Here is an 18,473-nt window from a genome sequence, read left to right on the forward strand (position 1 = left end):
GCGCACCCGTGCGGGCCTCGTCGCATCCGGGCGGCAGAATCGGCCCATGACCTCTTCCGAGCCACTGCGGCCCATCGACCTGCTGGCCATCGCCGCCGTGGTGCTGATCTGGGGCTTGAACTTCGTGGTCATGAAGTTCGGCCTGCAGTACTTCACGCCCTTCCAGCTCGGCGCCGGGCGCTTCGCCTTCGCCTGCCTGCCGCTGCTGCTGTTCATCCGGCCGCCGGCGGTGCGCGCGCGCTGGCTGATCGCCTTCGGGCTGACGCAGGGCGTGGGCCAGTTCGGCGCCCTGTTCCTGGCCCTGCAGGTGGGCATGACGGCCGCGCTCGCCTCGGTGCTGATGCAGACCCAGGTCTTCTTCACGGCCCTGTTCGGCGTGCTGCTGCTGCGCGAGCGCATCGGCGGGCCGCTGAAGGCGGGAATGGCCTTCGCTGCGGTGGGCCTGTCCTGCTTCGCCGCCCAGATCCTGATGGCGCAGGGCGCGGGCGCGGTGACGGCCTGGGGCCTGGCGCTGAACCTGCTGGCGGCGGCCTTGTGGGCCGCTTCGAACATCCTGGTGCGCCAGGCCCAGCGCGAGGCCGTTCACTTCGATCCCCTGGCTTTCGTGGTCTGGGGCAGCGCCGTCGCGCCGCTGCCCTTCCTGGCCTTGAGCCTGCTGGTCGATCCGCCGGGCGCCCGGGCGAACTGGGTCGCCGCACCGTGGGCGGCGTGGGCCGCACTGGCGGTGCTCGGCTGGCTGGCCACCACCCTGGCCTATGGCGCCTGGGCGGCGCTGCTGCGGCGCTACCCGGCCAGCCGCGTGGCGCCCTTCAGCCTGGCCGTGCCGCTGGTGGGCCTGTCGGCCGGGGTCCTGCTCCTGGGGGAGCAGGTCACGGCCCTGCAGTGGATCGGGGCGGCTTTCGTCCTGGGGGCCTTGCTCTCGGTGCTCTTCGGCGCCAGGCTGGGCGCCCTGGTCGCGGACCCGGCGCGGGCCCGCCGGTGGGGCGAGTGATGCGCGCTCAGTGCCCCAGGCTCACGAGCCACGCCACCGCGCCGCCACAGGCGCCCAGCAGCAGCGCGGCCAGCGTGCGCGTGGCCGCGTCGTCGCGGGAGGCCGGCACGGGCGTGGCGACCGGCTTGTCGCCGGTGAGCATGGGCCGCACCAGCGTCTGCTTCCTGCCCAGCGTGTAGAAGAGGATGGCCGCCAGGTGCAGCGCCACCAGGCCCACCACCAGCCACTGCCCCACGTTCTTGTGCCAGGAGGTCGCGGCCAGGCCCTGGGCCGACGCCACGAAGCGGTTCAGGGGACCGGTGAAGGCGATCTCGTCGTCACCGACGAGGCCCGTCGCCACCTGCGCCAGCAGCGCGATCACCATGGCCAGGATGGCGAGGGCGCCCAGCGGGTTGTGGCCGACCAGGTGGTCGGGGTGCCGCTGGCCGCGCAGGTAGGCCAGCACGGTGCGCGGCGAGCGCACGAAAGCGGAAAAGCGCGACCAGCGCCCGCCGACGAAGCCCCACAGCAGGCGGAACAGCAGCAGCGAGAGCACGGCATAGCCGAAGCGCGCATGCCACAGCATGGCCGCGCCGCCCTGGTAGCCGGTGATGAAGAGGCCCGCCAGGCACGCCACCAGGGCCCAATGGAACACGCGCGTGGGCAGGTCCCAGACGCGAACGAGCTGGCTCATGGCAGGTGCGGGGGCTTGGGAAGGAGGACGCCCGCCGGCCCGTGCGGGCCGGCGGCGCGGTGCATCAGTCGCGACGGAAGTTGTCGTGGCAGGCCTTGCAGGTGCCGGCCGTGGCCGTGAACGCGGCCTTGAGGTTGTCCAGGTTGTTGGTCTTGGCGGCGGCCAGCAGCTTCTGGGTTTCGCCGACCAGCTTTTCGTTGTGCTCGCGGAACTTGGCCTGCTCGGTCCAGATTTCCGGCTTGGCGCGGGTGGGGGACACCTTGTCGTAGCCGGGACCGAAGCCCACCCAGGGCAGGCGGGCCATCTCGGCCACCACCTCGGCGTTCTCCACCGCCACCTTGGCGTCGTAGGGCACGCGGCCATTGGCCATGGCGCCGATGCGACCGAAGTGCTGGCCCATGATGAAGAGGGCGCTCTGGCGGTACTTGAGCGCGTCTTCGGGCTTGGCGAACTGGGCGGCAGCGGGGCTGCAAAGGGCGATGGCCGAGGCGGCCAGGGTGAGGGAGGCGGCGAGCTTCATGAACACGGTGCTCCAGGGATGGTTGCGTTCCGGCCCGGGATCCGGGCCGGCGACGATTCTGTCAGAGCCGGGAATTTTTCGCCCAGGCCCCGGCATGCCGGCGTGGCGCCGGGGCGGCAGAATGCGGCGGCCATGGCCAAGAGCGTTTCCTGCGGTGTTCTCCTGCTGAACGAGCACGGCCAGGTACTGCTCGCCCATGCGAGCGGCCTGCGGCACTGGGACATTCCCAAGGGGCTGCCGGACCCCGGCGAATCGCCGCGGGAGGCGGCCCTGCGCGAGCTGCGCGAGGAGACCGGCGTCGCGCTGCACCCCGAGGCGCTGCGCGAGCTGGGCCTGTTCGCCTACCGGCCGGTGAAGGACCTGCATCTCTTCACGGCGCAGGTCGATGCGTCCTCCGCGGCCGCCGAGCACTGCCGCTGCACCAGCTTCTTCACCGACCGCTTCGGCCGCCAGCGGCCCGAGGTGGACGCCTTCCGCTGGGCCGCGCCCGAAGCGCTGCCGTCGCTGTGCACGCCCCGCATGGCTGGCGTGCTGGCGCAGGCACTTGCGCGACTGGATGCGAGGCCTTAGTCCGCCAGTTCCTCGTGGAACTCGGCCGCGCCGCGCTTCCAGTAGGCGGCGATGCGCGAGGCGGTGCGGGGATGCCCCTTGTCCACCAGCAGGAGCTTGCGCAGCGCGGCCATGTCGGCGGCCTCGCCTGCGCACCAGATGAAGCCGTCGCCGGGCGGCAGCACCACGGCCTCCAAGGCCGCGTACTGCGCCGCCGCGTCATCCGTCCATTCCAGGCAGAGCGAGGCCGCGCTGGCCAGCGGCCGGCGATCCGCCGCATCCACCTGAAGCAGCACCATGGCCCGCGAGCCGGCGGGCAGCTCCTCCAGGCGGCGGTGGATGGCCGGCAGCGCGCTGGCGTCGCCGGCGAGCAGGTGCCAGTCGTAGTCCAGCGGCACCAGCATGGAGCCGCGCGGGCCGGCGACGGTCACGCGCTGGCCGGGGGCGGCCTGCCGGGCCCAGTCGCTGGCGGGGCCCTGTTCGTGCAGCGCGAACTCGATCACGAGCTCGCGCCGCCCGGGGTCGAAGCGGCGCGGCGTGAAGTCGCGGCGCACCGGGTCGGCGCCGCCCGGCGGCGTGAACATGAACTTGAGGTGGTCGTCGAAGCCGGGGGAATGGAAGCCGTCCAGCGCCTCGCCCCCGAGGGTGATGGCGGCGAAGCCGGGGCTGGGCTGCTCGGCGCGGACGACCTCGAGCTCCCGGCGGCGAAGTTCGTGGCGCACACGCTGGATGCGACGGGCGGGCAAAGTGTCTTGCATGGCGGGCAATTGGTTGATACTGTCATCGATCATGCGCAAATCAGTTGATACGGTCAACCACATCGGGGTCAAGACCCCCGGCGACGTGCTGGAATCCGTGCACCAGCTCATGCACCTGGTGCGTGCGCACCGGCAACGCGAGGCGGGCGGCCTCGGGCACATGGAAGGCAAGGTGCTCGCCTACTTCGCGCGGCACCCCGGCAGCACGCAACGCGACCTGGCCGCCCAGATGCAGCGCGACAAGGGGCAGCTCGCCCGGCTGGTGGCGGGCCTGCGCGAGCGCGGCCTGCTGGAGGCCTCGCCCGACCCCGGGGACCGGCGCAGCGTGCTGCTCGCGCCCAGCGACGAGGGCAGGCGCCTGCTGCAGTCCCTGCGCCGCCACGCCGGGCGGCTCTCGGCCGCGGCGGTCCGAGGCCTCGGCGCCGACGAGCAGGAAACCCTGCTGGCGCTGCTCGCGCGGGTGCGCGCCAACCTCGAAGCGGCGGACTGATCAGGCATCCGCTGCCGGGAAGGGTATTCCCGACAAACCAGCCGACGGATTGCGGAACATTCGATTCGCGACGTAATATCGATTTTCCAGCCTGCAGACCCCTTTCGTAAGGACCCCGTCATGCCAGACCTGCACCGCTCCCGCCGGGCGCTCGTGCGCCTTGCCGCCGCCCTGCCCATCGCCCTGTGCGCCTGGGGCGCCGCCGCGCAGTCCTCGTTCCCCAGCCAGCCGATCCGTTTCATCGTCCCCTATGCGGCCGGCGGCCCCGCCGATGCCATTGCCCGCTCGCTGCAGCCCAAGCTGCAGGAGAACCTGGGCCAGCCGGTCATCATCGAGAACAAGCCGGGCGGCTACAGCAACATCGGGCACGAGATGGTGTCCAAGGCCACGCCCGACGGCCACACCATCGTCTACGTGGTGCCCAACGTGGTCACCAACCCGCTCCTGTACAACAACATGGTCGACCCGGTGAAGGACCTCGCCCCGGTGTCGCAGCTCACCTCGCAGGCCTACCTCATGGTCGCCCGGCCGGACTTCCCGGCCAAGACCCTGCCGCAGATCATCGAGCGGGCGAAGAAGCAGGGCGTGAACTGCGCCTCCGGCGGCGGCCTGCCAGCCTTCGGCTGCATGTGGCTGAAGTCGCATACCAAGGCGGACTTCACGCACATCCAGTTCAAGGGCAACGCCCCGGCCATGAACAACCTGCTGGGCGGCCAGGTGGACCTGCTCATCGACCTGTACAACACGGCCCTGCCGCAGGTGAAGGCGGGCAAGGTGCAGCCCATCGCGATCACCGCCAGCAAGCGCGGCATGCCGCTGCCGGACCTGCCCGTCATCAACGAGACCATTCCGGGCTTCGTGCTCGAAGGCTGGCACGGCGTGATGGCCCCGCCCGGAACGCCGGCCCCGGTGCTCGACCGCCTGAGCCAGGCCTTCCGCGCCGCGCTCAAGGACCCGGCCGTGGCCGAGCGCCTGAACGCCAGCTTCATCGAGCCTTCGCCCAGCACGCCGGCCGAGTTCGGCAAGGTCATCAAGGACGACTGGGCCAAGTACTCGCGCATCACCCGCGAGGCCGGGATCAAGCCCGAGTGAGCGGCGTGCTTCGGGCCGACCGCGTGCTGCGCGGCGGCCGCGTGATCACCCTCGCGGGGGGACGCATCGCGCAGGCGCTCGCCCTGCGCGGCGACACGATTCTTGCCGTGGGCGACGACCGCGAGGTCTCCTCGCTCTGCGGTCCGGACACCGCGATCGTCGAACTGCAGGGCCGCAGCGTCATGCCCGGCCTGATCGACGGCCATGCGCACGTCGATCGCGAAGGCCTCAAGGGCCTCCTGCCCTCGCTGTCGGGCTGCCGCTCGGTGGCCGAGGTCGTGGAGCGCGTGCGCGCGCTCGCGCAGGACACGCCGCCGGGCCGCTGGATCGTCACCCTGCCGTTGGGCGAGGCGCCCGAGTTCGCGGTGTCACCCGCGCTCTTTGCGGAAGGGCGCCTGCCCGACCGGCACGACCTGGATGCCGCGACCGGTGCGCACCCGGTCCTGATCCGCTGCGCCTGGGGCTACTGGCCGCCGAGCCTGCCCACGGTCTCCATCGCCAACACCGCCGCGCTGCGGCTGGCGGGCATCGACCGCGACACGCGCTCACCCTCGCCCAAGCTGCAGATCGAGACCGACGCACAGGGCGAGCCCACCGGGCGCTTCTTCGAACAGGCCTTCCAGTCGCTGGCCGAGTTCACGCTGTTCCGCCAAGCACCCAACTTCACCGCCGATGACCGCCTGCGCACGCTGGAGGCTTCCATGCGCGCCTACAACGCCGTCGGCACCACGGGCGTGTTCGAGGGCCACGGGGTGGCAGGCGAGGTGATCGACGCCTGGCGTGCGAGCCGCGCCGCCGGCCGCAGCACGCTGCGCGCGCAGCTCCTGGTCAGCCCGTCCTTCGCGGGCGCGAGCCTGGCCGACGCGGTGCAGTGGGTGCAGCGCGAAGCGCGCCGCCTGCGCGCCGACGCGCAGGGCGACGACTGGCTGCGCCTCCAAGGCCTCTTCGCTGAACCACTGGCCGAACCCACCGAATCGCGCCTGCGCGCGAGTGCCGCGCCCTGCACCGGCTGGGCCGGTTTCAACTTCGACGCCGGCCTGCCGCCCGAGGCCCTGCGTGCCCTGTTGCACGCCGCCGCCTGCGAGGGCCTGCGCGTGGCCGCCATCCAGTCCGCCATGGCCGACGTCTTCCTGGAGGTGGCGCGCGAGACGCCCATCGACGGCCTGCGCTGGGTCATCGCGCACCCGGCCACGCTGGACGCGCGCCAGGTGCGCGGCATCGCGGACCACGGGATCGTGGTCACCACGCACACCAACAACTACCACTGGCGCAGCGCCTCGGCGCTGCTGGCGCGTGTCGGCGCCGCTCGCGAGAACGAGATCAGCCCGATCCGCTCCCTGCTCGATGCCGGCGCCGTGGTGTCCCTGGCCACCGACAACGTGCCGGTGAGCCTGTGGCCCTGCATCTGGCAGGCCTGCGAACGGATCGACCGGAGCACGGGACAAGTCATCGCGCCCGGGCAGCGCATCACGCGCGAGGAGGCGCTGCGCTGTGCCACCACGCACGGCGCCTGGCTGTGCGGCGACGAGGACCGCCGCGGCACGCTGGAGGCGGGGAAGCTGGCGGACCTGATCGTGCTTGTCGACGATCCCCTCTCGGTGTCTTCGGAGCGCCTGCCGGCGCTGGCGCCGCAGCTCACGGTCGTGGGAGGTCGGACCGTGTGGGACGCCGGCGCCTCGGGCCGCTGACTCAGTCGAACAGGCCGCTGTCGTGCACCGGCCGGGCGCCCAGCAGTGTCGCCAGCACCTTCGTCTTCGGAATGTCATCCAGGGGCACCTGCATGATGTCCTGCGACAGCACCACCAGGTCCGCGTACTTGCCCGGTTCCAGCGAGCCGGTCACCTCGTCCCAGAAGGCCGTTCGGGCCCCGTTGAGCGTGTAGGCCCGCAGCGCCTGCGCGCGGGTGAGCCGCTGCGCGGGGTCGCCCAGGGGCTGGCCTGAGACGGCGTCCTGGCGGGCCAGCAACTGCCAGAAAGCGAACATGGGCTCGAAGGGATTGCCGTCGGTCGATTGAGCCACCGGCACGCCGGCCTCCAGCCAGCTCTTGAAGGGAATGGCCTGCTCGGCGAGCTCCTCGCCGAAGGCCTTGCGGTACACGGAGCCGTACATCCAGAGGAAGTTCGTGGTGGTGGTGGGCAGCACGCCCAGGCGCCGGCAGGCGGCCATGTTCTCTGCGGTGGGGAACTGGCAATGCTGGATGGTCCAGCGCTTGCCCTCGATGGGGATGTCGCGGTCCACCTCCTCGTAGGTGCGCAGCACCTTGTCGATGGCGGCGCCCCCGGAGCACTGCACCTGCACGCGCAGCCCCGCCTCGGCGCAGCGCCGGACGATGTCGCGGAAGGTCTCGTCGTCGGCCAGCTGCACGCCGTGCCAGGGGGTGCCGGCGGCGCCCACGTAGGGCTGGCGCATCAGGCAGGCGCCCATGGCGGCGGCGCTGTCGAAGGAAAAGCCCAGCCCGCCGAACTTGAGCAGGTCATCGCCGAAGCCGTTGCCGCCGGCGTAGCGCGCGGTCTGCTCGATCAGCCGCTGGCCCTCGTCGCGGTTCCGGTACAGCGGGATGGGATAGGAGACCACGAAGTAGGTTCGCACGGTGAGCTGCTTGCGCGCCCACAGGTCCATGTAGGCGCGCTGCGGCCCGGTGGGGATGCCGTGGCCTTCGTAGATGGTGGTGATCCCTGCCTGGTTGAAGGCGCGCACGCCCGCCGCGACCGCCGCGAGCGTCTCGGCCTCGCTCAGCTCGGGCATGGCGGGGAACAGCGATTCGCGCGCGCGGAAGGCGCCGTCGCGCACCGGCAGCCACTTGGGGAAGTTGATGTCGCGGAAGACGCCCGTGGGCTCGCCCTGCGCATCGACCTCGATGGTCACGCCCGGTGCCACCGCGCTCTGGCCCGTGATGCCGCACAGGCGGATCGCCGCGCTGTTGGCGAAGGCCATGCCGGGTGCCACGAGCGAGGGCGGCTCGATGTAGACGGGGTTGTCGGGGGAGACCGTGTCCAGGTCGTGGCGGCTGGGCCAGCGGCCTTCGGCCAGGGCGGCCGGGTAGCCGAACACGTCCGGTTCGTGCGCGAGCGGATTGCACACGATCCACTCGCCCGGCTTGCGCCGCGCCACTTCGGCGCGGATGACGTCCAGCACCTCGCCGATGCGCCGGGGGCGGCCGAAGGACGGCTTGGTCAGGCGCAGTCCCACCGTGTCCAGGTGCGGGTGCGCGTCCACGAAGCCGGGCACCACCGCGCGGCCCTGCAGGTCGATGCGGCGGGTGTGCGGCCCGCAATGGCGCTCGGCGTGTTCCAGCGTGCCGACGGCGAGGATCCTGCCGTTCGCAATGGCCACCGCCTGGGCCACCGAATCGCTGGCATCGACGGTGTAGATGCTGGCGTTGTGGATCAACAGGTCGGCGAGTGGGCCGGGGGCGGTGTCACTGGGCATGCGTGTGTCTCCTCGCGTTTTCGGTCAGGGCTGCACCCATCCGTTCGCCCTGAGCTTGTCGAAGGGCTTGCGTGATCGCCTCGCTAGGGGCTTCGACAGGCTCAGCCCGAACGGTGGTAGGGGGCGATCCGGACACATCCGTTCGCCCTGAGCCTGTCGAGGGGCCTGCGCCGGCCTACCTCAAGCTGCTCCACTTCTGCCCTTTGGCCTGAAGCACGGTGGGGACCAGCACGGCGTCACCCTGCTCGTTGAAGCGGATCGGCCCGGTGATGCCGTCGTGCGCCGGCATCTTCTCCAGGCAGCCGCGGATCTTCTCGCGGTCGGCGGCCAGATCGGATTCCTTGTTGGTCACGCCGGTGGACTCGATGCACTTCTTGAGGATGAAGACCGTGTCGTACATCAGCGAGTCGGTGTTGTTCGGCGTGGTGCCGGCGCGCGCGCGGTAGTCCTTGACCCAGCTGGCGATGCGCGCCTCCGGGTTCTCGGGCCAGAAGGGCATCACCACCATGGTGCCTTCGGAGGCCGGTCCGGCGATCTCCAGGAACTTGGGCTCTGACATGCCCAGTGCGCCCACCACGGGCTGCTTGAGGCCCTGCTTGCGGATCTCCCGCACCACGTTCCCGCCTTCGTTGTACAGGCCCGCGACGACGATTCCATCCGGGTTCAGCTGCTTGGCCTTGGTGACCTGCGCGGCGTAGTCGATGTCGGCGGTCTGGAAGGAGATGTTGTCCAGCACCTTGATCCCGCGTTCCTTCAGGATGGCCGGGAACACCGCGGTGCCGTCGATCTTGGTGAAGGCGTCCTTCACGTCCGTGAGGATCACCACCGACTTCACCTCCGGATGCTGCTTGAGCCAGGCGTCGATCAGCTTGCCGTTCATCTGGTCGGAGGCCAGCGCGTTGCGGAAGGCCCAGGGCCGGTTCTTCGCCGCGATGCCGGGCTTGGCGGCCGATGCCGTGATGATCGGCGTCTTGCCCTGCACGGCGATCGGGAAGGCCACCTCGGTCTCGGCGCTGAAGAAGGGGCCGATGACGGCCAGCACCTTGTCACTGTGGATGAGTTTGCGCGTCAGGCTGATGGCCTCGGCGTTCTCCCCCCGCGTGTCGTAGGTGATGAACTGCACTTTCTCGCCCTTGATCCCGCCGGACTTCTCCAGCTGCTCCTGGGCCATCTTCAGGGCCACCTCCTGGTGCTGCCCGTAGGAAGCGCCCTTGCCGCTCAGCGGCATGAGCACGCCGATCTTCACGTCGGCCCAGGCGCTGCCCGCAAGCAGCGCGGATGCCGCGGCGACGATGCCGCAGGCGACGTTCAGGCGCCGCATGCGGCGCGTCGTGGCAATCGAAGGGAATGGCATGGAAGCACCTCCTGGAGTTGCGGTGGTTGGAAAACGGGGAAGGCGGTTCAGGCCAGCAGCGAGGCGTGGCCCTCGGCCAGCGTCACCTCGATGAAGGCGGTTCCCTCGCGCCGGCCGCTCGGGTGGCGCGTGAACAGTTCGATGTCGTGGCCCGGCACCAGGCGCTTGAGGTCCTCGCCGGCAACGGCCTTCATCTTCTGGAACTCGCGGATCATGTTCCAGCTGTTGCCCTGCGTGTACCCGGGCGGCCACATGCGCTCCAGGTTGAAGTAGGTGTAGCAGCAGTCGCCGGCGATCGCGTAGGCGCCGCGGGGCGTGCGCACCTCCAGCCACTGGCTGCCGAAGGTGTGGGTGTCGCGCGCGAGCCGGCACCACAGGCCGGGCGCGACTTCGGCGTCACCGTCCAGGAACTCGACGCGGCCTTGCGCCATCGCGCGCTCCAGCGCATCGAAGTCCGGCACGTTCAGCGAGGAGAAGGCCCAGTGGTCCTTGGACTGCGGCTGGCCGCCGAATTCGGCGATCACCTCTTTCCAGGCCTCGTACTCGTAGCGCTGCAGGTAGATGCGGGCGTTCGGGAACGCGTCCAGGTTCCCCGCATGGTCAAAGTGCATGTGCGTGAGCACCAGGGTGCGGATGTCGGCCGGGTCGGTGCCGAAGCGGCGCAGCAGTTCGTCGCTGCGCACGAAGTCGTCGAAGCGGCGGCCGGTCATGGACTCGCCGGCGGCGAAACCGGTGTCCACCAGCACCTGCTCGCCGTCGGAGGACTTCAGCAGGCTCACGATCATCGGCACCGGCACCGTCCCCTTGTTGCTGCTCACGGGCGAGCCGCTCAGGAAGTCGTAGGGCAGCCGGCCGGTGGCGTAGCAGAAACTCCAGATGCTCCAGTCGTTCATGTCCTGATTCCTTCAAACGCCCAGATAGGCTTGGCGCACGCGCTCGTCCCGTGCGAGATCGGGGCCCTCGAGCACCACGCGGCCCGTCTCCATGACGTAGGCGCGGTGCGAGAGCTTGAGGGCCTGCCGTGCGTTCTGTTCGACCAGCAGGATGGTCAGCCCCTCGCGATTGAGTTCGCGGATCAGGCGGAAGATGTCCGCCACCACCAGGGGGGCGAGCCCGAGCGAGGGCTCGTCGAGCATCAGCAGGCGCGGACGCATGAGCAGCGCGCGGGCGATCACCAGCATCTGCTGCTCGCCGCCCGAGAGCGTGCCGGCCGCCTGCTTCAGGCGCTTCTTCAAGGCCGGGAAGCGACCCACCATGCGCTCGACGTCGGCCTCGAAGCCGGCGCGATCGGAACGCATGTAGCCGCCCAGCACCAGGTTCTCCTGCACCGTCATGTGCTTGAAGGTGGAGCGCCCCTCCAGCACCATCGCGATGCCGCGCCGCGCGACTTCGGGCGCGGCAAGGTTGTGCACCGGCGCGCCCTCGAAATGGATGCTGCCGGCCTGCACCCGGTTCAGGCCGGCGATGGCCCGCAGCAGCGAACTCTTGCCGGCGCCGTTCAGGCCGATCAGGGACACCACCTCGCCCGCGTTCACCGCCAGGTCCACGCCCTGCACCGCGCGCACCTTGCCGTAGGCGATCTCCACGCCGCGCACCTGGAGCATCACTGCAGCACCTCCTCGCGCGACGATTCGTCCTCGTCATCCTCGCGGCCGAGGTAGGCCTCCAGCACCAGCGGATCCTCGCGCACTTCGCGCGGGCTGCCTTCCGCAATGCGGCGGCCGTGGTTCAGGACGGTGATGCGGTCGGAAATGGCCATCACCAGACTCATGTGGTGTTCCGTGAGCAGGACCGTGATGCCGCTGTCGCGGATGCGGCCGATCAGCTGCGCGGCCTCGTTCACTTCCACGGGGTTCATGCCCGCCACGGGCTCGTCCAGCAGCAGCAGGCGCGGCTCGGTGGCGAGCGCCCGGGCGATCTCCAGCCGGCGCTGGTCGGCCAGCGCCAGGTCGCTGGCGCGCGCGGCGTGCTGGCCGGCCAGGCCCACCATGTCGAGCAGCTCCATGGCCCGCCGGCGCGTGGCACCCTCCTGGCGCGACTCGCGGAAGGGCAATCGCAGGAACATGGCAGCCAGGTCGCTGCGCGTGCGGATGAAGCGACCCGTCTGCACGTTCTCCAGCACGCTCATGGCGCCGAAGAGCCGCACGCCCTGGAAGGTGCGCACCAGCCCCAGGCGGGCGATGCGGTCCGGCCGCAGCCCGGTGAGTTCGCGGCCCTGCAGCCGCACGCGGCCGGCGCTGGGCGGCAGCACACCGCTGACGATGTTGAACAGGGTCGTCTTGCCGGCGCCGTTGGGGCCGATGACGGCATGGATGGTGCCTGGCTGCACCTGCAGGCTCACCTCGCTCACGGCCTGGTAGCCGCCGAAGCTCCTGGAGAGGTCCTGCACTTCCAGCAGGGCAGGCGCGTGCGTCATCGGCGCGCCCCCACCAGGCCCCATGGCCGCACGATCATCATGACGACCAGCAGGCTGCCGAAGAAGACCATGCGCCAGTCCTCCAGGCCCCGCAGCAGCTCGGGCAGCAGCGTGACGGTCACGGCCCCCACCGTGGCGCCGATGAAGTTCCCCATGCCGCCCAGCAGCACCATGATGAAGATCTCCGCGGAGCGGTGGAATCCGAACTGCGCCGGATCGATGAAGGAGGCGAAGTGCGCGTACAGCCCGCCACCCAGCCCGGCGATGGCGCCGCCGATGGCGAACAAGGCCACCTTCACGCGCGTGAGGTTCACGCCGATGATCTCGGCCGCAAGCTCGTCTTCGCGCACGGCGGCGATGGCGCGCCCGATGCGCGAGCGGCGCAGCTGCCAGAACCCCAGAAGCAGGAGGGCGACCACCGCGGCCAGCAGCGGCAGGGTGGTGTGCATGGGGATGCCGCCCAGCCCCGAGGCGGCTCCGGTCGGCTCGAAGTTCAGGAAGAACACCCGCACGATCTCCCCGAAGCCCATGGTCAGGATGATCAGGTACACGCCCCGGATGCGAAGCGCGGGAAAGCCCACGAGGGCCCCCACCACCGCGGCGGCCGCGCTACCCGCCGCCAGCGCGGGAAGAAAAGGCCAGGCCGCCTCGACCGTGAGCCAGGCCGAGGTGTAGGCCCCGATGGCCATGAAGCCGCCCTGGCCCAGCGACAGCAGCCCCGCAGAGACCGGCAGGTACAGGCTCAGGGCCAGGATGATGTTGATGCCCATGAACACCAGCACCGATTGCGCGTACGGGTCCAGCAGCATGTCCATTCAGCCCTCCACGTGGTGCGTGGAGCCGAAGATGCCGCGCGGTCGCAGCAGCAGCACGGCGATCATGATCAAGAAGGCGAAGGCGTCGCGATAGGAGGATGCGAGGTAGGCCACGCTCAGCACTTCGGCCAGGCCGATGATGAGTCCACCCAGCATCGCGCCGTAGATGTTGCCGAGGCCGCCCAGCAGCATGGCGGCCAGGCCCTTGATGCCCATGTCGATGCCCATGAAGGGCGAGATCGCGTTGAAGGACAGGCCCACCAGCACGCCGGCCGCACCGCCCAGCGCCGAAGCGACGACGAAGGTGAGGAGCACGATGCGCTCGGAGCGGATGCCCAGCGTGTGCGCGATGCTGGCGTTCTCCGCCGTCGCGCGCATGGCCATGCCGGCGCGCGTGCGGGTGACGAACAGGTGCAGCGCCACCATCAGCACCACGGACACGCCCAGGATCACGAGCTGCACGGCCGTCACCGTGACGCTGCCGATCTGCCAGGAGGTGGCGCTCATGCCGTGCGGGAAGCCGACCTGCTCGGCGCCGAAGGCATGCGCCACCAGTTCCTGCAGCACGATGCCGGCGCCGATGGTGCTGATCATGGGGGCGAGCTCGTGGCCCTTGCGCTGGCGGATCGGCCGCACGGCCAGCAGATGCACCAGTGCACCCACCAGCGCCGCCGCCAGCATGCCGAAGAAGATCGCGAGGAACATGTTGCCACCGGCCAGGCCCACGGCCGCCAGGCCGGCGAAGGCGCCCACCATGAACACCTCGCCATGGGCCAGGTGAACGAGGTGGAGCACGCCGAAGACCAGGGTGTAGCCGATCGCGATGAGCGCGTAGGTGCTCCCCAGCATCAACCCGTTCAGGAGCTGCTGTTCCAGCATGGGCGCTCAGGCCTGCTTCTGCGCGTCGCGCGCCTTCAGCAGGTCCAGCGCGACGTCCACGATCATGTCCTCCTGTCCGCCCACCATCTTGCGGCGGCCCAGCTCCACCAGGATGTCCACGGTCTTGAGGTCGTAGCGCTTGGCCGCGGCCTCGGCGTGGCGCAGGAAGCTGGAGTACACGCCGGCGTAACCCAGCGCCAGCGTCTCGCGGTCCACGCGCACGGGGCGGTCCTGCAGCGGGCGCACGATGTCGTCGGCCGCGTCCATCAGCTTGTACAGGTCGGTGCCGTGCTTCCAGCCCAGGCGGTCGATGGCGGCGATGAACACCTCCAGCGGTGCGTTGCCCGCGCCCGCGCCCATGCCGGCCAGGCTGGCATCGACGCGATCGCAGCCTTCTTCCACCGCGATGATGCTGTTGGCCACGCCCAGGCTCAGGTTGTGGTGCGCGTGGATGCCGGTCTCGGTCTCGGGCTTGAGCACCTCCTTGAAGGCGCGGAAGCGCTCGCGCACGTCGCGCATGCCCAGGGCGCCGCCGGAGTCGACCACGTAGATGCAGGTCGCGCCGTAGCTTTCCATCAGCCTGGCCTGCTGCGCCAGCGCGTGCGGCGGCGTCATGTGGCTCATCATGAGGAAGCCCACGGTGTCCATGCCCAGCTCGCGCGCGTACTCGATGTGCTGCCGGGACACGTCGGCCTCGGTGCAGTGCGTGGCCACGCGCACGATGCGCGCCCCCGCGTCGTAGGCGTTGCGCAGGTCGTGGATGGTGCCGATGCCCGGCAGCAGCAGCGTGGCCACCTTGGCCGTCTTCACCGTCTCGGCCACCGCGCCGATCCACTCCAGGTCGGTGTGGGCGCCGAAGCCGTAGTTGAAGCTGGAGCCCTCCAGGCCATCGCCGTGGGCGACCTCGATGCTGTCCACCCCGGCCGCGTCGAGCGCGGCGGCGATGGCGCGCACCTGCGGCACGCTGTACTGGTGGCGGATGGCGTGGCTGCCGTCGCGCAGCGTCACGTCGGAGATGTAGATTTTCTGGTCCTTCATCATGCTGCGCTCCTGTCGGCCCGCGTGGCCTTCTGTTCGATGCGGCGGCGCGCGATCCGTTCGCCGCAGGCGAGGGCCGCCGAGGTCATGATGTCCAGGTTGCCGGCGTAGGACGGCAGGTAGTGCGCCGCGCCCTCCACCTCCAGGAAGATGGAGGTCTTCAGGCCGCTGCGCGGGCCCACCTTGGGAACGTTCAGCGGCGCGCTCTCGGGGATCACCTCGAACTGCACCTTCTGCTTGAGGCGGTAGCCCGGCACGTAGCCCTGCACGGCCTTGACCATGCGCTCGATGCTCGCCTCGACGGCGGCCTGGTCGGCCGCCTCGGACAGCACGAACACGGTGTCGCGCATGATGAGCGGCGGCTCGGCCGGGTTCAGGATGATCACGGCCTTGCCGCGCTCGGCCCCGCCCAGCTTCTCGATGGCCAGGCGGGTCGTCTCGGTGAACTCGTCGATGTTGGCGCGGGTGCCCGGGCCGGCCGATTTGCTGGCGATGGAGGCGACGATCTCGCCGTAGTGCACCTTGGCCACCTGCGACACGGCCGCCACCATGGGAATGGTGGCCTGGCCGCCGCAGGTGACCATGTTGATGTTGGGTGCGTCCACCTCGTCCAGGTTGATGGACGGGATGACGTAGGGTCCGATGGCCGCGGGCGTGAGGTCGATCACCTGCACGCCGTGCGGTCGCAGCACCTCCTCGTGCTTGTGGTGCGCGGCCGCCGAGGTGGCGTCGAAGACCACGTCGATCTCCTTGAACACCGGCAGCTTCAGGAGCCCGCCGATGCCTTCGGCGGTGGTGGCCACGCCCAGGCGCGCGGCCCGGGCCAGGCCGTCGGAGGCGGGATCGACCCCGACCATGGCACCCATCTCCAGGTGTTTCGCGTTGCGCATCACCTTGATCATCAGGTCGGTGCCGATGTTGCCCGAGCCGATGATGGCGACCTTGAGCTTGCGTTGCGCGTTCATGCTCATTCCCCCATGTGGAAGCCGCAGCCGCCCAGGCCTTCCATCTCCAGCGAGACGTACTGCCCGGGCTTGATCCATTCGGCGGCGGTGGCGCCGCCGGCCATGACCACCCAGCCGGCCTGCAGCGGCTCGCCCGCGGCGGCCGACAGGCGCGCGGCGGCGACCAGCGAGCGCAGCGGGTGGGCCAGGATGGCCGCGGTGGAGCCCACCTGGACCACGCGCCCGTCGATGGACAGGGTCAGGCCCAGGTTGGCGAAGTCCTGGTGCGGGTCGCACCAGGGGCCGATCACGAAGCCGCTGGACGAGGCGTTGTCGGCGATGACGTCCGGCAGCGTGAACTTGAAGTCCTTGTAGCGCGAGTCGATGATCTCGATGGCCGGCGCAACGGCTTCGACGGCGGCCAGTGCCTCGACGGCCGTCACCGCGCCGTCCAGCGGCTTCTTCAGCACGAAGGCGATCTCCGGCTCGGCGCGCGGATGCACGTAGCGCGAGAACGAGGTCTTGCCGCCTTCCTCCACGCGCATGCCGTCGGTCAGGCGCCCCCAGATCACGTCGGACAGGCCCATCTGGACCATCTTGGCGCGGCTGGTGAAACCCATCTTCACGCCCACGCGCTTCTCGCCGCGTTCCAGGCGTCGCGCGATGGAGGCCTGCTGCACGCGGTAGGCGTCCTCGAGCGACATCTCGCTCTTGGGGTCGATCTGGTCCACCTCAGTGGCGGTGCGCGCCGCCTCGTCGAGCAGGCGGGCGAATTCGGTGATGTTGCTCATGCCTTGGCTCCCTCGAACACGGCCTTGACGGTGCCCAGCCCGTTGATGCGGGTCTCGAAGATGTCGCCGGGCTTGACCGGCGCCATCGGCCCCAGCGCGCCGGAGAGCACGAGGTCGCCCGCCTTGAGGGGCGAGCCCAGGCGCGCCATGGTGCGCGCCAGCCAGAGCACGGCGTTGAGCGGGTTGCCCAGGCAGGCCGCGCCCGCGCCGGTGGAGACCGGCTCTCCCCGCTGCAGCATGGCCATGCCGCACAGGCGCACATCGAACTGCGACAGCTTGCGCGGCGAGCTGCCCAGCACGTACGCGGCCGAGGAGGCGTTGTCCGCCACCGTGTCCACGAACTTGATGTTCCAGCCGGCGATGCGGCTGCCCACGATCTCCATGGCCGGAAGCGCGTAGTCGATGGCGCGCAGCACGTCCACGCCCGTGGGCTCGGCGGCTTCGATGTCGCGGCCCAGCACGAAGGCGATCTCGGCCTCGATCTTGGGCTGCTGCAGCATGGACAGCGGCACCGGCTCGCCGTCGCCGAAGCCCATGTCGTCGAACAGGCTGCCGAAGTCGGGCTGGTCCACGCCCAGCTGCGCCTGCACGGCGCGGGCCGTGAGTCCGATCTTGCGGCCCACGATGCGCCGGCCCTCGGCCACGCGCTGCTCGGTGTTGATCTTCTGGATGGCGTAGGCCCCTGCGTTGTCGAGTCCGGGGTAGGTCTCGCGCAGCGGTGGGATCCATTGGCCAGTCTTCGCGGCCTCGCGCAGGGCGCGAGCCGCTTCCTGGAGTTGCTGGTGGTTCATGGGGTGCGTGTCTCTCTCTTTGTTGAACAGCGAAGCGCGCAGCTTAGCGGGCGAGGCGCGCCGCGATCGCGTCGGCGGCGATGGCCGCGGCCGACTTCAGTGTGCGCCGGCCCTCGTCCGCGCTCGCGGCGGCCGGGTCGCCGAAGTAACCCAGCGGCGTGGTGCGGCGCGCATCCTCGAAGCCCTTGCGCCAGACGGCGAGGTCCTCCGGGCCCAGGTCGGTGGACCGGAGCGTGCGGCGCACCTCGTCGCGCACCAGGCCGGCGCAGCTCGCCAGCATCATGGAGGACTCCCAGCGTCCGGCGTGCACGTCGATGTAGCGCGGCGGTGCTTCGCCCGCCTCGGGTGCCGAGGGCGAGGACGAGTTCACCTGGAAGAAGCGGATGCCCCCGGCCGGCTTCTCCTCCCCGGGCGGCAGCGTCAGGTGCGGGTCGTCCAGCGGGATGGACAGGCGCGTGGCGAGCGCGGCGTCGATGACGAAGCTCAGGTCCAGCTTCGTGCGGCTCGCCCCCAGGCGGATGCCCTCGTGGATGGTGCGGTTGTGGAGCGCATCGCCGTGGCCGGAGAAGCAGAACACGCGTTGGAAGCCGTCGCCCTCCAGGCTCTGGAACACGTCGGCCATCAGCTCGCGGATGATCTCGGGCCGCACGCGGTACGAGGCGGGAAAGGCCCCCGAGACCACGTTCACGCCCCAGTAGTAGGGCGGCACGATGAGCGCGGGGATGCCGCGCTCCTTCAGTTCGCGCTTGACCTCGCGCAGGCGCGCCTGCGGGATGTACACGTCGGTGCCGGTGGGCAGGTGCGGCCCGTGCTGCTCGATCACCCCGAAGGCCCACAGCAGCACGGCGCCGTCACGCGCGGCCTGCTCGACCTCGTACCAGGTCATCTCGGCGAGCGTCTCGGAGAAGATGTCGGTGCTCATGGCGACCCTGTCCAATTCGTT

At 70.4% G+C, this 18,473-nt stretch carries 20 protein-coding genes; 5 read left to right on the forward strand and 15 right to left on the reverse strand.

Annotated features, from left to right (window positions below; translation table 11 throughout):
- Nucleotides 1-46 precede the first annotated feature (46 nt).
- Nucleotides 47-991, forward strand: coding sequence for an EamA family transporter (locus tag EZ242_RS17960; protein WP_135286577.1), 945 nt, complete (start codon nt 47-49; stop codon nt 989-991).
- 7 nt (nt 992-998) lie between these two features.
- On the opposite strand, the gene EZ242_RS17965 is transcribed toward EZ242_RS17960, so the two are convergent.
- Both EZ242_RS17965 and EZ242_RS17970 read right to left on the reverse strand, forming a co-directional pair.
- Nucleotides 999-1,664, reverse strand: coding sequence for a cytochrome b/b6 domain-containing protein (locus tag EZ242_RS17965; RefSeq protein ID WP_135286578.1), 666 nt, complete (start codon nt 1,662-1,664; stop codon nt 999-1,001).
- Between the two features lie 64 nt (nt 1,665-1,728).
- On the reverse strand, nt 1,729-2,184 hold the full coding sequence (locus EZ242_RS17970; RefSeq protein ID WP_135286579.1) for a c-type cytochrome: 456 nt from the start codon (nt 2,182-2,184) through the stop codon (nt 1,729-1,731).
- A 132-nt stretch (nt 2,185-2,316) separates the two neighbouring features.
- Between EZ242_RS17970 and EZ242_RS17975 the strand changes: the two genes are divergently transcribed.
- Entirely contained in the window at nt 2,317-2,754 is a 438-nt protein-coding gene (locus tag EZ242_RS17975; protein ID WP_135286580.1) for an NUDIX hydrolase, read from the forward strand.
- On the opposite strand, the gene EZ242_RS17980 is transcribed toward EZ242_RS17975, so the two are convergent.
- A complete protein-coding gene (locus tag EZ242_RS17980; protein ID WP_135286581.1) occupies nt 2,751-3,491 on the reverse strand; it encodes a siderophore-interacting protein in 741 nt (246 codons plus the stop codon). The two genes, EZ242_RS17975 and EZ242_RS17980, sit on opposite strands and share 4 nt — an antisense overlap.
- 31 nt (nt 3,492-3,522) lie before the next feature.
- Between EZ242_RS17980 and EZ242_RS17985 the strand changes: the two genes are divergently transcribed.
- The 3 genes from EZ242_RS17985 (at nt 3,523) to EZ242_RS17995 (ending at nt 6,761) form a co-directional block, all read left to right on the forward strand.
- A complete protein-coding gene (locus EZ242_RS17985; protein WP_135286582.1) occupies nt 3,523-3,981 on the forward strand; it encodes a MarR family winged helix-turn-helix transcriptional regulator in 459 nt (152 codons plus the stop codon).
- Nucleotides 3,982-4,101: 120 nt separating this feature from the next.
- Nucleotides 4,102-5,073: a Bug family tripartite tricarboxylate transporter substrate binding protein gene (locus EZ242_RS17990; RefSeq protein WP_135286583.1), complete on the forward strand. Its 972-nt coding sequence runs from the start codon at nt 4,102-4,104 to the stop codon at nt 5,071-5,073.
- Nucleotides 5,070-6,761, forward strand: coding sequence for an amidohydrolase (locus EZ242_RS17995; protein ID WP_135286584.1), 1,692 nt, complete (start codon nt 5,070-5,072; stop codon nt 6,759-6,761). Before EZ242_RS17990 ends, EZ242_RS17995 begins: the two co-directional genes overlap by 4 nt.
- A 1-nt stretch (nt 6,762) precedes the next feature.
- Here EZ242_RS17995 and EZ242_RS18000 read toward each other — a convergent pair whose 3' ends face one another.
- The 12 genes from EZ242_RS18000 to EZ242_RS18055 form a co-directional block, all read right to left on the reverse strand.
- Entirely contained in the window at nt 6,763-8,502 is a 1,740-nt protein-coding gene (locus tag EZ242_RS18000) for an amidohydrolase (protein WP_135286585.1), read from the reverse strand.
- 175 nt (nt 8,503-8,677) lie between these two features.
- Nucleotides 8,678-9,856, reverse strand: coding sequence for an ABC transporter substrate-binding protein (locus EZ242_RS18005; protein WP_135286586.1), 1,179 nt, complete (start codon nt 9,854-9,856; stop codon nt 8,678-8,680).
- Nucleotides 9,857-9,903: 47 nt separating this feature from the next.
- Nucleotides 9,904-10,749, reverse strand: a complete 846-nt coding sequence (locus tag EZ242_RS18010; RefSeq protein WP_135286587.1) for an N-acyl homoserine lactonase family protein — start codon at nt 10,747-10,749, stop codon at nt 9,904-9,906.
- A 12-nt stretch (nt 10,750-10,761) separates the two neighbouring features.
- Nucleotides 10,762-11,460 carry an ABC transporter ATP-binding protein gene (locus EZ242_RS18015; protein WP_135286588.1) on the reverse strand — a complete coding sequence of 233 codons (699 nt, stop codon included), beginning with the start codon at nt 11,458-11,460 and terminating at the stop codon, nt 10,762-10,764.
- Complete coding sequence (locus EZ242_RS18020; RefSeq protein WP_135286589.1) at nt 11,460-12,272, reverse strand: ABC transporter ATP-binding protein; 813 nt, start codon at nt 12,270-12,272, stop codon at nt 11,460-11,462. The genes EZ242_RS18015 and EZ242_RS18020 overlap by 1 nt, the downstream gene beginning before the upstream one ends.
- Complete coding sequence (locus EZ242_RS18025; RefSeq protein WP_205960679.1) at nt 12,269-13,087, reverse strand: branched-chain amino acid ABC transporter permease; 819 nt, start codon at nt 13,085-13,087, stop codon at nt 12,269-12,271. Before EZ242_RS18025 ends, EZ242_RS18020 begins: the two co-directional genes overlap by 4 nt.
- A complete protein-coding gene (locus EZ242_RS18030; RefSeq protein ID WP_135286590.1) occupies nt 13,088-13,966 on the reverse strand; it encodes a branched-chain amino acid ABC transporter permease in 879 nt (292 codons plus the stop codon). It lies immediately after the preceding gene.
- 6 nt (nt 13,967-13,972) lie between these two features.
- On the reverse strand, nt 13,973-15,004 hold the full coding sequence (dmpG, locus tag EZ242_RS18035; protein ID WP_420821260.1) for a 4-hydroxy-2-oxovalerate aldolase: 1,032 nt from the start codon (nt 15,002-15,004) through the stop codon (nt 13,973-13,975).
- Nucleotides 15,004-15,969 (reverse strand): acetaldehyde dehydrogenase (acetylating), encoded by a 966-nt coding sequence (locus EZ242_RS18040; protein ID WP_135286592.1) that lies wholly within the window; start codon nt 15,967-15,969, stop codon nt 15,004-15,006. The genes dmpG and EZ242_RS18040 overlap by 1 nt, the downstream gene beginning before the upstream one ends.
- Nucleotides 15,970-15,971: 2 nt before the next feature.
- Nucleotides 15,972-16,739 (reverse strand): 2-keto-4-pentenoate hydratase, encoded by a 768-nt coding sequence (locus tag EZ242_RS18045; RefSeq protein WP_135286593.1) that lies wholly within the window; start codon nt 16,737-16,739, stop codon nt 15,972-15,974.
- The gene (gene mhpD, locus EZ242_RS18050) at nt 16,736-17,530 is read right to left on the reverse strand and encodes a 2-keto-4-pentenoate hydratase (RefSeq protein WP_135286594.1); all 795 of its coding nucleotides are present in this window, start codon (nt 17,528-17,530) and stop codon (nt 16,736-16,738) included. Before mhpD ends, EZ242_RS18045 begins: the two co-directional genes overlap by 4 nt.
- 43 nt (nt 17,531-17,573) lie before the next feature.
- A complete protein-coding gene (locus EZ242_RS18055) occupies nt 17,574-18,452 on the reverse strand; it encodes a creatininase family protein (protein ID WP_135286595.1) in 879 nt (292 codons plus the stop codon).
- Between the last annotated feature and the right edge of the window lie 21 nt (nt 18,453-18,473).

The organism is Ramlibacter rhizophilus (assembly GCF_004681965.1).
GTDB lineage: Bacteria > Pseudomonadota > Gammaproteobacteria > Burkholderiales > Burkholderiaceae_C > Ramlibacter > Ramlibacter rhizophilus.